Genomic DNA, 13,675 nt, shown 5'->3' with positions numbered 1-13,675 from the left:
TAAAAGCTTTAAATGGTTTTACCGTAAACCGGAATTGGAAAACATAATTGGGGGGTCAACATGCTCCAGAATATCCAGAGACCGACAATTTTCTTTTTCATTACAATTTTCTCGCTTAACTCGTGTAAAAAAAGTAATGTTAATACCTCTAATAATAATCAGAAAATGATTGAGGTCGCTCAGAAGTTATATAACACTAGTACAATAGAAAACAAATTGAGCAAATTTGAACCTGATTGGAATAGTTATTTTATTGAAGGAGATAGTATTCTTGTTGTTAAAACACAAGGAGTTAGTATAAATCATGATAGTCATGGAAAACGAAGGGACTTACAATTGATATCTGGTATAGTTTTTCGTATGAATGGTGAAAAAGTTATAAGTGTTCAAAAACTAGAATATTATAGTAATGAAAGTGCTATTAATACTTCAGGATTACAAATACTTTCTAAGTATAACAAAGCAAAATTGGGCCAAATAAACGTAGCTGATGGTACTTTTATCCAGTATAGTGTAAAACATAATCGCATCGTTGCAGGTCTATCCATAAAGAATGGAAGAATCGAAAACAGTAAGTTTGTATCAACACGAAAATTTACGGATTTAGATAACAATTTGCAAAGTTCTAATAAAACAACGTTAAGAACCTCTCATGAAAAAGTAATGTCAAATGGGATTGAAGGTAAATGTGATCCAGTATATTTGATTATATGGGATAGACTTACAGGAAGAGTACTATCTCAAACTTGGCTTTTCGATGATTGTGCTGAAGAGGATGGTGCTATAATTCCGCAAGAGCCAGAAACTGGGGGTGAATCTGAAGAAGAAGACTGCTCAAAGGCTGGGGATGCAGTTCAAATGGATGTTGTTGGAGAAAATAATTTAATTGAACCTGAACCTGGAACTGAAACAGTAGATTCAAGGAACTACATTTACCAATGGGTATTTTTAAGAAATATATTCGGATGGTGGTCTTATAAAAGCACAGAGCGAGGTTATCACAAAAAAGTGGGAGATGAGTGGCAATGGGATAAACTAGAACACCTAAATGAAGGCATGCAGGGTATTTCACCAGCAACAGAAATAACTGTGTCAAATTTCATTCTGCAACCAACAATTGGCAAGTATTATGCAACTGCAAAAGCATATTTCAATGTAAAGGCAAAAATACTTTGTGAGTCAAAATTCAATCCAATTCCTGGAACAAATCAAAATTTAACAGCAACCTGCGAAGTATGGAATGTAAACGATATTTTTTAATAAATCACTTATCAAAAATATTTGTCCTACTTATTTTATTTGCCACCTCCTGCAAGATTAATCCTGCAGGAGGGCAAATAAATATGGGAATAGTTACGAATATAAAGACTGTAGATCTTCAAACAGGTACGATATTCGATAATAAAAACGATACAGTCATCATATCTAAATTGGGGGATATAATACTCTATCGAAAGTCAATTCAATCTATAAAGTATAATAAAAATGCTTTTAAAGACGGTCAAATCCAAGTTAACAATGATCCGAAAATGATTGAAAGCAGTGCTATTTTTCACAGGTTTTATATTTATAAAAAAGATCAAGAAACTGGAAAAAGCTATGAGTTTCAAGATAAGGCTTACGTTATTAAACAGTTCAGTGTTGACACACTGTTACTAGATGATCCAATACTAAAAGGCGGAAATGCAGATTTTGATGAAAACAGTATACTGGTATCAAAGTCTGACATTGGAAATGGATACATACGGGAAACTTATACATACAAGCCAGTTCCTAGCGCGAATTATCCTGATACAACATTTCTAACTTTTGATAAAAATTGGAAAAGCAGAATGGATTATACTTTATCACAAAATATAGATAAAGTTAGAGGCATTAAACTCGTTCAAGTCTCCTCGATATTCAATGTAGTTCCAAAGAACAAAAGTAGTTTAGGCGTCGAAATTCCTAATAGGATCATAGATGTTAAGATATTTGAACCAAATTTAAGTAAGGCAGAATTGAATGAAATTAATCAGGTATATCAAAAATTTAAGCTGGAGAAAAAATAAATCCAATTACGTTATTACAATGAATTTAATTTTTAATTGACTATTAAATTTATTTGAATGCATTAATTAAAAGTTTCGCTTGGATTCCCGCAGAAATGTTTAAGCCAGAATTAGGCTAGATTATATTTGTCAGGCTTCTAAAAGTCAAAATACGACTGGTATCCCTTCGATTGTTCAATAATCAAACTTCTATCAAGGGCATCAACACTGATGCCCTTTCTATATATGTAATTAATAGTAATTCGAACTACTTTATCGTTCCTTACTCTCTGACCTTATCTTTCTGAGTCGGTTACCAATTGTGGTAGGGAACTTTTCAAAAATTTAAATTATTACGTTTAAAAGAAATTGTACGTTAGCTAAAATAAGCTATCTATAGATTTGTAATATTTTCTTTTATCCTTAGGAGCAGATCATCAAAGTCAGGCTGACCATTATAATAAAGAGCATTTGTGCCTACGTACCGCTTTTCAAAAGTTTCCTTTAAATTTTTATCTGTAAGTAGAAAAGCTTCGTTCTCAGAGATTGGGATAGCTAAATCAATTTTAGGAAATCTTTTTTGTTTGTGGGCATGATATTCTTCCGTTCCTATGAATGCTAGGACATCCTTATCGACTAGTAAGCAATAGACATCATAATATTGCCTCATGAAATTTACTTTACTTTCGCCACTTGCTTGTTCCTGACGAAACTTTGTCGCAATCGTTTGTAATTTCTCAACAAACGTATATCCTGCATGATAACATATTATATCAATTGCTCTGTTATCTGTAATTTTTAAAGATGCTGTTTCTAATGCTTTGTCAAAAGCCCAGGAACTAATAGCAAGCTTAGTATTTGGTGTTACCGTATCAAAACCAGCTTCAAGTAAAATACCTTCTTTTACTCCTGAAATCACAGATGTATGGCTTTTATAGTAGAGCCTAATGCCACCGCTTCTATATTGGTCGGTATCATCGAAAGTAGTGTCACGCTCGATAGAGATAATTCCATCTATCTTGATATTCTTTGCTAACCACTCGTAATAATCTTTTCTCGATTGGATTTGATTAGGCTTACTTTTGGCAGGATTACCCTCAACCTTTAAATCCGCTGGGGGCTTGATATGAATATCAATATCCTCTGAAAATCGATTGATAATTTTATAGCCTTTTGAAAGTGAAGTTCCACCTTTCAACTCAAAATCAAAACCTTGTTTCTTTAGACCATACAAAACATGCATAATCCAATAATCCTTTTCAATTAACCCTGCCTGTATACCTGTTTCTTCTTCAAGAATACGGAGCAAAGCAGGAAAATCTTTTTGATCATGAAGATAATTAGAAAGCATATTGAGTATTTTCTCTATGGGCAAGCAATGGCAGAAGAAGCTTTTTTGCTTTTACGCTTCCGTATTCTAAAGTAGATCGTTCAAGTTTTTTTGCATCCATAACCTGAATTTTGGAAAATATATTTTTTAAAACTTCATTTTGATCTTCTGCTAGTGTTCCCAGATTATTAACAAGGTCAACCAATAAAAATTCTTCCGTTAGCTTTTTAGGGAAATGTGGCTTTATCCGAAAAAAGAATTTCCTGTTACCAAGTGTAAATTCGCCATGGCGTTTATGATTATAAACAGTTCTCTTATTATAAAGCTGGGTTGTACCTACGCCTAAACTATTATAGGCATTAGGAGAGGTCAGCAAAAACCGATCATCTTTTAGAAAGCTACGTACAAGGCTTTCCTCTTCCGGCGGTGTTTTACCAAATGTTGTTTCCTTCGGATATGAATATAGGCCTTGTGATAATTTCTGTAATGTTCCGTCTTCTAACAGGGCATGAAGATGCCTATCGACTGATTTTGACCATTTGGTTAAGTCAGTACGGCGATATACGTTTCCACGCTTCAAGTGTTTTTTAAGTTCTTCTAACTTGGTCATGCTAATCCCTATTGCCTGTAAAGATAACAGAATCAACATCATTTTGCAAGAAATATTATTTAAAATTCATGCATATGAAGTCTTAATATAAATTTATATAATTGATTTATAGTGCTTTATTCACATATGCTAATAGAATTTCACTCGCTATGCTGGATGGATACAAATTCTTTCGGCAAAGTAAAATAAAAGGTTGAACCTTTCCCTAATTCGCTTTCAACCCAAATTTTACAATTATGTAGTTTTATGATTTCCGAGCAAAAATAAAGACCGATTCCTGTAGTATCACTCAAACCTATGAAAACGTCTCCAAGAGCTTCATCAACTCTTAAAAAAGAAAAACAAATTAAATTAATTAAAATTGTTATCCTCTTATTAATTGTATTGATTATATCTCATTTCTCAAAAGATTCACTGATAAAAGAAACAATTGTTAAGGTACGATAAGTATTGCGCTGAAAAACAATAATGCCATTAAATGCCAAAAGAGGCTGTATCATAAATCATGATCGGCCTCTTTTTTGTGGAGCCGAAGAGGGTTCGAACCTTGTCCAGTTGAGCGCCCATAACATATTTAGTCTACTTTTTATTGCTTGTCTTTCTTAAATCATTTGATTTTCATATATTTAATGTATTAAAAGACACTAGTTAACTCAAGCCCGCTGGAAGCTTGAATACAATAAAGTAGCTATTTATAGATGTAGTTACTCTTTATTTTAAGCGCTGCGCTTGCCGAAGTTTCTATTTCGATGTTGTTATATAATATATTGTGTCAATCATAAATTTAAACCCTTTTATTTTAGCATGAAAAAGATGTTTTTTTTTAGTCTATTCGCTTTCCTTGGGCAGATAAGCTTTTCCGCACGTGCGCAAGATCTCGGTCCGGTAATTGACATGTCCGTGATTGTTAATAATGCGGGTTTGCAGTCTGTAGAAATGGCCGAGCGTAAGCGAGCTGGGATGCCTGATAAGTATTCCGGAAAAAGTACGGCAAAAACCCGCTCAGCTAATTTTTCCTACGTACCTAATGAAGCGCTTAGAAAAAAGACGGTCAATAATTATGTAGCAAAATTAAAACGTTATAACCCTGCAGTGGCAACCACCGTAGCACAAAATTTTGCGCCAGGTAAATTTGATTATTCTGATTTGTACCAACAAGCTAATAAAAGTTCCGGCTTAAAAGAGAATGACGCAGCTGATGTGTTAGCAGTCTATATCATACTCAATTGGATGATAGTGAATAATGTGAAGGATGGTAACGCTATAACAGTACCTATGGCTCGTGGTGTGCCGACGCAAACTGCAAGCATAATGGCTAACAATCAGAAACTTAGTACACCGGGAATGGCTGCACAGATAGGCGAGCAACTTAAACTCAACACCATTATACTTCAGACTGGCTGGATACAGTCAATCAAGGATAAAACAGACGAAACTTACAGACAAAAGATTGCTGCGAATTTCAAGAGCCTTTATCATTTTGATATTGGACAGATGAAACTGACAGACAAAGGTTTGGGAAAGAAGTAAATTGCTTTTTTTTATGAGTTGATTATCTTGGAGTCGCTTTAAAATAGGGTTTGTCAAAAACGCCGATTTGCCGTTACATCTTTGGAATGATTGTAGTATACTTGTAGTAAACCGGTTTACCGTTATATTCCATAGGTGTGAAAAATTTACTAAGTAGCTTGAGGATGATCATTCCATATCACTTTTGACCGAACCCACTCTCAACTATTGTTGATTTATACGATATACCACAAGCTAAACATCGGGCGTAAACGTTTAATCTATAGGATCAATATCCGGTTTCCTAATAACCTAAGAAGTTCTAATTTTTTAATAGAATATCATTCAACCATTCGGGTACCAAATCCTTATCTCTTGGGAAAACTTTCAAATCATCAATAAACTTATCGGGGCTAGGATCATATTTAAACTCGGGCTTTTCATCATAATCAAAATCTATGTTAAATTTTCCGTCGCTAGTTACAGTTATTATACATGTATACCAAGCTCCCTTATTAGGAGATAACTTGTATAATTCTTCGCGCAATTTTTTAATTTTTAGCGTTATATCCTCGCCATTTTCTTCTGGATCAAAAGAAATTATTTTCCCATTTTTCTCATAAAATGATTTAACGGAAATCATTTTATTTATCGCATAAATGTTCAAGGTAAAATTATCCCAATCGTCTGATGGGATATTAGAATTTGAAATTTGAATTATTTAGTTTATAAGATTATTTGTGATGCGCATAGGTTTTATCCCTTACTTAAACTCTCAATTTCATCGTATAATTCTTGATCCCAAATAAATTCCATATCGAATTTGCCTGTTGAAAATAATGTGAATATCGCTCGGTTCCATTTGTTGTTACCCCCTTCAGTTGTAATTTCATGAAGTTGGCTTAACCAATCAATAACATCGTCATCGATGTTTTCAACTTCAATATCTTTTTTATTACCATCATTAACGTAATCACCAGAATAGCCTACAACTCCCTCTTCAACAAATTCAAATTCCAAACAAGCTTTGTCCCAGTCATCATTAATTACGTTTAAGATTTCTTTGGCAATAGCCTCGTAAATTTCGTCAACTGTTTTCATAGTATTTTATTCTTTATCCCTTGTGAAGTCCTCAAAGTGTTTGTAAAAGCCTAATTGATCTGTCGATTTTCAAAAAACTGAAAATAAGTGTCGTAAGAAAAATTAAAAATTGGGATGATTTAAAAAGTCTCAATCTTCATCCCAAACTAATTCTGGTTTTTTTTCACCATTTAGAATGTAATATTGCATTGCTTCTAAAGCTAATGGAAGTTCTACAACTATTCTTTGTTCAAAAATTCCTCCTTGCCCACCAGTTACAACTTCTACATCGTCATTTGAATTGTTTTTCACATTTACTAGATTGAAATACTGTTCGTTATCTCCTACTATAAATGTGCAAACGTAGGATTTATTACCGCCTCCTATCATTAGAGAGCTGTTTTTTTCATTTATTGATATTTGAGTAAATTCTTTTTGATTTAGTCTTTTTAAATAACTTGGTATATCATTAACATTTGTGGAGTTTATTTCTATTTCACTTCCCTCATCTCTATTTTTATTCCAATGATCAAAGTATAATTTCATGTTATTTATTACCTTAAAGATTATTGTATTTCTTAATAATTTCCATCCAAGAAAGTTGATTTTTTCCAACCCTCTATCCAGTTATCTGCTACCAAATTAAATAATTCATCATTTGCTTTCACTTTCAGGTCTTCAAGACATGCGGCAACATCCTTAAGTAGCCATCCTTTTTTATTTAAAAGAAGCCAAGCTTCCTTTAAAAGGTTTTTACTTAAATAATCCTGAAAAACATCAACATTGTTTATTTCGTTATTGATTTCTAGCCATAGCGGAAAATTTCCAACTTCATTTAAAGATTCAGTAGGGGCGATCTCAAATAGCGCAGCATTTTCTAAATTAGCATTAAGAATAGTCAGTGAGGATGGAAAGTCTCCATTATAATCTTCTAAATTCTTGATGTTTTTGAATGGCAATTTTTCTTTAAAATAAATCAATTTCTCAAAGTTTTTTGGGTCATCTCCAAATTCAATTGAAAACTTATCTATTATTTCGTAATCTGCAAAACCGACTGAATCACAAAATGATATAATATCCTCTGTTACACCGTCTTTTATTATAATCATCTTTAAGATAATCAAAGCAATAAATTGATTTGAATCTCTCGCAATTTCTGAAATATACCCATTTTCGAGAAAAAATTCTGTATAAGTTACCTTTCTTTCACAGAAAAAATGGTTATTAATTCCTTTGTAAGAAGCTCCATGCCCCAGAAATAAAGGGATAAAACAAGGTGGATGTGGATACCAGTATTCATTTAATGAATTAAAATCATCAAGAAAACGCGGTAGTTCAACTTCTTTGAAAATGAGTTTTTCAATACGCGGATCAATTTTTAATTTATGGATTATATCTCTTAGCATTTTCATGGCCAATTATTATTTTAAAATAAGTTATACAAATAAACTCAAAATCCTAATCTCTTGGAACAGGGAGATCAAACGGATTTGGGATGATTGCATGATCTGGACTGATAGGTCCTCCCCAAGGATCAGAAGGATTAGATGTTGTCGCTTCATGAATTTGTTGATGAGTTTCTCTTGAAATTGGATCAGTTAATTGATTGGGGTTTAGAACATCGTAAGGATTTTGATGCTTAGGATAATTCCAATGATGAATTTCACCTTCTATCGGTTTGGCAATGGTTTAATAAACTGCTGGCTTTTTTTTAAGTGCTTTTTATCTGATTAACACCATTTGTTGTTTGTTTAACCATTTTTCATCGCAAAAAAATTAATATTTATTTTAAGCTTTATTTAGTTTCATCTCTCCTAAAATCCAATCCTTCATCCGTCTCAAAAAAATAAGGTTTATGTTTTTTAATTTTTTCATGCGTAACCGTACTCGGCATCTCATCTAACATGGTGTTCACATCTTCGTAACGGACACTATTTTTTAAATAATCAACATCCACATAGCTTTGTCCGCCTGCGCCTGCATTGAATAAACCAATGGAAATAAGCACCAATTTATGGTCGATAAATTTATAAGTTTTAAACCGATTGCCGGTAGGCGCACCATATCCAGTTAAACTTATTTTTAGTTTAGCACCATCTATTTCTAAGCTCTCAGCTAAATATTCTTGAAAATCTTCGCGATAAGCTGGAGGTACTGTCTCCCACGAAACTCCGTATAATTGGTAACCGCCGGTTTGCTGTTTTAAAAGCACTAAAGTTGGCCGTACGTCGGTACTGTCGTTTTTATTTTGGAGCGTGATGACCACGTCTTTCAAATTATCTTGGTCGAGCAAACCCTCATCTTCCATCACTATTTTATAAGGTTCGATTACAAAATCTTTTACCAAATTACCAGTTTTTGGAAACTGAGACTGTTCATAAATTGCTCGGCTATCCTCAGCTTGTAAAGTGTCTTCATCAATAGCGTGAGCAACCGTATCTATAACCTCTCCCACAACTGTGGTATCACTAGCAATCGATGATGGCTGTCTAAATCGGGTGAAATGTACAACCTGAATAATAGCAAAAATCGCAAATAATGTGACCAGCGTAGCTACGATTATAAGTATTAATTTAGTGCTTTTTCTCATTTAAAATTTACTTTAGGTCTTATTAAATAGCACCTTGCATTTTCATTGTTTTTTAACAATAAATAAGCACCGTTTTCTGGTTTATAAATTTGATAGGTAATTCTATCTATTAAATTTTCATCTGGGTAGTATATTTCTACAGGTTGTTGAAAGTGCAGGTTTTTTTTAGGCATCATGATATCGAAATAACTTGTTCCTTCCCATTTGTCGCCTCTATAGCCTCCACCCCAACCAAATTCCAAATGCCAAAAGGAACGACTAATCCATTCCTGCTTTTTAACAAAAGCTCTTTTGATTATAGCCGGACTTTTATCTATCTCGGCAGTTGAGGATTGGTACTTTAATTCCAGCTTATTATTAGCGTAAGTTTCTGAGCCATTCCAATCTTTATCGGTATAAAAATAATTCCAAACCTTATTTTTGTAAACGATCAATTTAAATTTTGCTTGCTCTTGATTGCCATCAGAACTGATTCGTTCTGCATTCATCAACTCTTTTTCAGCAGTAATTTTCACTGCTTCTTTTGCCGTGAATACATTATTTTCATTTAAATTTTTGAACGCTCTAGTCGTGGTATCGGCATTGGTTAGCCAAGTGTTGTAGGTATTATTTTCTGTATCCACAATATATCCGTTAAATGTTCTGTAACTGTGATTTTGCTTTCTATCCTTGTAAAAATATTTTAAACTATCCGTTATTTGCCCTTGCTTGTTGATTTTATACCAAATATGTTTTTCGTCTCTGCTCCGATTCTCCGTTTCTTTGCTATCATTCACTACTATTACAATCGTAGAATCATTTACTTGCAATACGGGTTTGTAACTTAAAAATTCTTTAACCTCATACGCATCATCTTTAACACTATCAATTGTACGGCAGCTTTTATAAACATCAGGTAATGTCTCAAAATTTAATTTTAAACGTTGGTAATACATGGAAAAATCTGGAAGAAGGATAATTGCAAGTATGCCAAGTATTATCCAAAGAATTATTTTTGTTGATTTTCTCATTGTTTAAATCTATTATCTATTTGCTCAGCTTGTTTATTTTTGGTCTTATCAAATAATGCCTGTTATTCTGGATATCGCTCAGCAATAAATAATCGCCATTATTAGGTTTATAAATACTGTAGGTAAATCGTTCTATTATCCCTTCCTTAGGATATTCTATCTCAACTGAAGTTTTAAAATGGATTATTTTATTCGGCATTTTAACGTCAAAAAAAGCTGTGCCGTACCACCCAATTCTTCCAGAACTATTGCCAGAACCGTAGCTAAAAGTCCTGCTATCCCAAAATGTATGACCAACCCACTCATCCTTCTTCACATATTTTCTTTTCAAGTAACCAGAGTTATTGTCAATCCGATCTACTTCGTATTTTAATCCCCTTTTGTCTTGCTGATAAGGCTCTACTTTGTTGAAGTATTTATCAGCATAGAAATAATTAAACACGCCATTTTTAAAGATTAATATTTTCTGTTTGCGGTCATTTCCGCTCGTATCTGCAGGAATATTTTCGTTATATAAATACTCATGAGTGCTTATAATTTGTTCCGCCTCGTCAACAGAAAATATTTTATTTTCATTTAAATTTTTAATGGGTTTACGGGTGCTATCGCTATTTATGATCCAGGTATTGTAAGTATTGCCATAAAAATCTACCACATAATTATAAAAAGTTTGGTAATTGTGATTTTGTTTTCTGTCGTTGTAGGCATAGTTTAAGCTGCCTGTTATTTGGCCTTTCAGGTTAATTTTGCACCAACTATTTATTTCGTTCCTACTTCCATCTTCGGTTTCCTCACTGCTTTTGTTGATCACCATAATTGTGCTATCATTTAGCTGTATCACAGGATTATGGTTAGCTCCATTTACTTCCAAAACTTCGTATATATCATCGCTGATGCTATCTAATGTGCTGTAGTTCTTGTACATTTCAGGTAGTTTATCTCCTTTTAACTTATATCGCTGATAATAAAGGTTTGCATCTGGCAAAATAATTACCGCAAGAATACCAACTATCCAAAGAATTATTTTATCACTTTTTTTCATCTATTTAGTAACTAGCTCTTTATTTGATATTTTCAACTACTTTAATTTAATTACATAAACTCCCTTTTTGTTGTTCTCATGGAAATTAGTGCCATAATCATAAGTAAGAAAACTTACACCGCTCTTTTCTGCAAATTTCTCTGGTAAACTAAAAAGAAATAGATTGGTTTCTGTGTTTTCGCCAAATGCATTAGACTTGATGGCATTATTTTTAAAATTCAAAATATCCCCGTCTACTTTCAAAATATAAAAGCAATTCCATAAAATGTGGATGGAATACCAGGGTTGATGTAACCTTCTTTCGTAAAAGTTTCTTTTAAAAAAGCAAGCGTTTTAATCTCCTATGGTCTATAAAATCAACATCATTCCTTTTATATAGGGTAAGTTGGAAAACCGTATTGCCAAGACTATCTATTTTTATTGGGTTGAACTGAAAACAATGACGGCAGTGGCGAATATAAGTAGCAACATTTTTTTCATTTATTTAAGATATTATTTTCAGGAAACAGGTTAAAAATACTTTATATCTATTTCTGATATTTATCGTATTCATCCTTGCTCGCTTTCTCTCCATTTAGGTAATAACTTGTAAAAACGACCGACCCATCCGGTTTATACATGTGGCCAATGCCATGTTTCTTACCATCTTCAAATACAAAATCCATGTTTTTTTTGCCCATAGCATACATGGTTGTCAAGCCATTTTGCTGGTCTGCTTTGTAATTAATCTCAGTAATCGGGTTGCCTTGTAAATCATAAGTTTTACTCAACTCATCTCTCAACCCATCCTAATATTCAGTCTCTGAAATTAGTTTTCCACTGCTGTAGCTTATTTGCTTGCCGTCTCTTTTGCCTTTTTTATACTCAGATTTAATGTTGAGCAGGCCGTTGCTGTACATTTCACTTAAACCATCCTGCTTTCCATTTTTGTATTCTTGGCGAAGCCAAACCTTTCCATCATTGTCGAAATTTTCTTTTAAACCATTACAAACGCCACGTTTATATTCCAACTTGCATTCTAAATGTCCGCCATTGGTGTACCAAAAAGCATCACCTGTTATCATTCCATTTTTAATGTTGTAAAGGGCATAAATTTTTTCATCTAACGGGATTTTATATTTCCCATTTAGGTATTTTCCGTTTAAGCTCAACATCAAATCGCTACTATCTGCTATGTAGGTTTTGCAGGTGTTCCCATTTTATTTCTTCCGGAATTTGGGCGCAAGTAAAGGTTGCTGTAAACATCAACAATAGTACTGCAGTTATTTTAGCTATTTCTTTCATAAATGATATGGTTTCATAATTTGGTTTGATGCTTCGGTACCGATGAAAAATCGGCACTAAACCCTTAACGCAAACTTAAATGTTTTCCTAAATCGCATATTGTTTATTAATTTTTTCTTCGGGTTTAACCACAAACAAATAAAGAACAACCAGAAATAAATATTCCAGGGGTTTCATCAATCGGTAAACCAAGTTAGAACTTTCTGGTGTAGTAATCTTTTTCGATAGTGGATAACCATATTTATCGTAAGCGTTCCTAATAATTTTATGCAATCCTGGTGCACTTTCCTGTATCAGCTCTTCAAAAGCGTTGGCGATTAGCAATTGTCTGTTTACTACAATTTCTTGACCATACCTTTTACCCAAACGCAGAGGCGTGACGACTTTAGCATCACCACAAACTGCAACCGTACACAAATAATGTCCGCGGTGTTCTAAAGCTGGCGGATGTGTTTTCTGTGAAAAATTCCACGTTGCAGTTTCTGTAAAAACCTTGGTTATCGAATTATAATCCTGACCAAAAACCATTAAAATGGCGACAATCAGTGCAAAAACAGGAATTAGTAACACCAACACATAAATAGGTTGCAAATTGCTTTCCGCCATTTTTGTATTGATGTAGTTTAAAAACTTGTTTTGGTAAGTTCTGGTTGCAGAAACTTCGGCTTGGTTACAGGTGATTTTAAGCAGTAATAATATAGAAATTAAGAGGTAGCAAACAGGTAGCGGAATCATGATAATTTCAACACCTTTACCACCAACACCGCCTGATAACTGCAAAATAACCACAAAGCTGATGACCATCCCAATGATTAAAAACACCAATGCCAGCACAAATAATAATGGTGGTAATTGGTTTATTTTTAACCAGATTGCAATAATTGCCCAAATAGAAAATCCAAAAAACACCAATAGCGTTAAGATATGTTTAGAAGCAAATGCTGTATAACCATCATCTACAATGTCAATAGCAGTATAATATTCGGCACCGCTCATCATCAAACCACACACAAATCCAAACAAGGAAAACACAAAAAAAGTAATCATGGAAAACTCTAAAATTCTTGTTTTCGGATTTAGATTAGTTCTGAATTTCTTAATTATAAAATAGCCAAAAAAAGGAACCAACAAAAGGAGAAGTATTAAAGGTGCCATAGTTTATGTTGATTTATTTTTTATGTATCGAATCC

Annotated in this window: 17 protein-coding genes; 3 read left to right on the top strand and 14 right to left on the bottom strand. The window is 33.3% G+C overall.

Annotated elements, in window-relative coordinates:
• Positions 1 to 216: 216 nt before the first annotated feature.
• Together GJU39_RS10810 and GJU39_RS10805 are read left to right on the top strand one after the other, a co-directional pair.
• On the top strand, positions 217 to 1,260 hold the full coding sequence (locus GJU39_RS10810) for a hypothetical protein (protein ID WP_154280821.1): 1,044 nt from the start codon (positions 217 to 219) through the stop codon (positions 1,258 to 1,260).
• 83 nt (positions 1,261 to 1,343) lie between these two features.
• On the top strand, positions 1,344 to 2,051 hold the full coding sequence (locus tag GJU39_RS10805) for a hypothetical protein (RefSeq protein ID WP_209437629.1): 708 nt from the start codon (positions 1,344 to 1,346) through the stop codon (positions 2,049 to 2,051).
• A gap of 373 nt (positions 2,052 to 2,424) precedes the next feature.
• Here the strand turns inward: GJU39_RS10805 and GJU39_RS10800 are convergent, their stop codons facing one another.
• From GJU39_RS10800 to GJU39_RS10790, 3 genes are all read right to left on the bottom strand, one after another.
• On the bottom strand, positions 2,425 to 3,381 hold the full coding sequence (locus tag GJU39_RS10800) for a nucleotidyl transferase AbiEii/AbiGii toxin family protein (protein ID WP_154280819.1): 957 nt from the start codon (positions 3,379 to 3,381) through the stop codon (positions 2,425 to 2,427).
• On the bottom strand, positions 3,371 to 4,012 hold the full coding sequence (locus tag GJU39_RS10795; protein ID WP_245227790.1) for a DUF6088 family protein: 642 nt from the start codon (positions 4,010 to 4,012) through the stop codon (positions 3,371 to 3,373). Before GJU39_RS10795 ends, GJU39_RS10800 begins: the two co-directional genes overlap by 11 nt.
• 98 nt (positions 4,013 to 4,110) lie before the next feature.
• On the bottom strand, positions 4,111 to 4,263 hold the full coding sequence (locus GJU39_RS10790) for an ATP-binding protein (protein WP_154280817.1): 153 nt from the start codon (positions 4,261 to 4,263) through the stop codon (positions 4,111 to 4,113).
• 511 nt (positions 4,264 to 4,774) lie between these two features.
• On the opposite strand from GJU39_RS10790, the gene GJU39_RS10785 reads away from it, so the two are divergent.
• Complete coding sequence (locus tag GJU39_RS10785; RefSeq protein ID WP_154280816.1) at positions 4,775 to 5,500, top strand: hypothetical protein; 726 nt, start codon at positions 4,775 to 4,777, stop codon at positions 5,498 to 5,500.
• Between the two features lie 301 nt (positions 5,501 to 5,801).
• Here the strand turns inward: GJU39_RS10785 and GJU39_RS10780 are convergent, their stop codons facing one another.
• From GJU39_RS10780 to GJU39_RS10735, 11 genes are all read right to left on the bottom strand, one after another.
• A complete protein-coding gene (locus tag GJU39_RS10780) occupies positions 5,802 to 6,122 on the bottom strand; it encodes an immunity protein YezG family protein (RefSeq protein WP_154280815.1) in 321 nt (106 codons plus the stop codon).
• A gap of 113 nt (positions 6,123 to 6,235) precedes the next feature.
• Positions 6,236 to 6,580 (bottom strand): antitoxin YezG family protein, encoded by a 345-nt coding sequence (locus GJU39_RS10775; RefSeq protein ID WP_154280814.1) that lies wholly within the window; start codon positions 6,578 to 6,580, stop codon positions 6,236 to 6,238.
• A 129-nt stretch (positions 6,581 to 6,709) separates the two neighbouring features.
• On the bottom strand, positions 6,710 to 7,105 hold the full coding sequence (locus tag GJU39_RS10770) for a hypothetical protein (RefSeq protein WP_154280813.1): 396 nt from the start codon (positions 7,103 to 7,105) through the stop codon (positions 6,710 to 6,712).
• A 32-nt stretch (positions 7,106 to 7,137) separates the two neighbouring features.
• A complete protein-coding gene (locus tag GJU39_RS10765) occupies positions 7,138 to 7,971 on the bottom strand; it encodes a hypothetical protein (protein ID WP_154280812.1) in 834 nt (277 codons plus the stop codon).
• Between the two features lie 383 nt (positions 7,972 to 8,354).
• Positions 8,355 to 9,149, bottom strand: a complete 795-nt coding sequence (locus GJU39_RS10760; protein WP_154280811.1) for a hypothetical protein — start codon at positions 9,147 to 9,149, stop codon at positions 8,355 to 8,357.
• Positions 9,146 to 10,159 (bottom strand): hypothetical protein, encoded by a 1,014-nt coding sequence (locus GJU39_RS10755; protein ID WP_154280810.1) that lies wholly within the window; start codon positions 10,157 to 10,159, stop codon positions 9,146 to 9,148. The genes GJU39_RS10760 and GJU39_RS10755 overlap by 4 nt, the downstream gene beginning before the upstream one ends.
• A gap of 16 nt (positions 10,160 to 10,175) precedes the next feature.
• Positions 10,176 to 11,201 (bottom strand): hypothetical protein, encoded by a 1,026-nt coding sequence (locus tag GJU39_RS10750; RefSeq protein WP_154280809.1) that lies wholly within the window; start codon positions 11,199 to 11,201, stop codon positions 10,176 to 10,178.
• Positions 11,202 to 11,237: 36 nt separating this feature from the next.
• The gene (locus GJU39_RS10745) at positions 11,238 to 11,444 is read right to left on the bottom strand and encodes a hypothetical protein (RefSeq protein WP_154280808.1); all 207 of its coding nucleotides are present in this window, start codon (positions 11,442 to 11,444) and stop codon (positions 11,238 to 11,240) included.
• A 284-nt stretch (positions 11,445 to 11,728) separates the two neighbouring features.
• Positions 11,729 to 11,983, bottom strand: coding sequence for a toxin-antitoxin system YwqK family antitoxin (locus GJU39_RS23860; RefSeq protein ID WP_245227788.1), 255 nt, complete (start codon positions 11,981 to 11,983; stop codon positions 11,729 to 11,731).
• 6 nt (positions 11,984 to 11,989) lie between these two features.
• A complete protein-coding gene (locus tag GJU39_RS23855) occupies positions 11,990 to 12,355 on the bottom strand; it encodes a toxin-antitoxin system YwqK family antitoxin (protein WP_245227787.1) in 366 nt (121 codons plus the stop codon).
• A 217-nt stretch (positions 12,356 to 12,572) separates the two neighbouring features.
• The gene (locus GJU39_RS10735) at positions 12,573 to 13,640 is read right to left on the bottom strand and encodes a DUF6688 domain-containing protein (protein ID WP_342448196.1); all 1,068 of its coding nucleotides are present in this window, start codon (positions 13,638 to 13,640) and stop codon (positions 12,573 to 12,575) included.
• Between the last annotated feature and the right edge of the window lie 35 nt (positions 13,641 to 13,675).

Source organism: Pedobacter petrophilus, from assembly GCF_009674725.1.
Lineage (GTDB): Bacteria > Bacteroidota > Bacteroidia > Sphingobacteriales > Sphingobacteriaceae > Pedobacter > Pedobacter petrophilus.
Note: the sequence above shows the minus strand (reverse complement) of the source record. Positions and strands in the feature narration are given on the sequence as shown.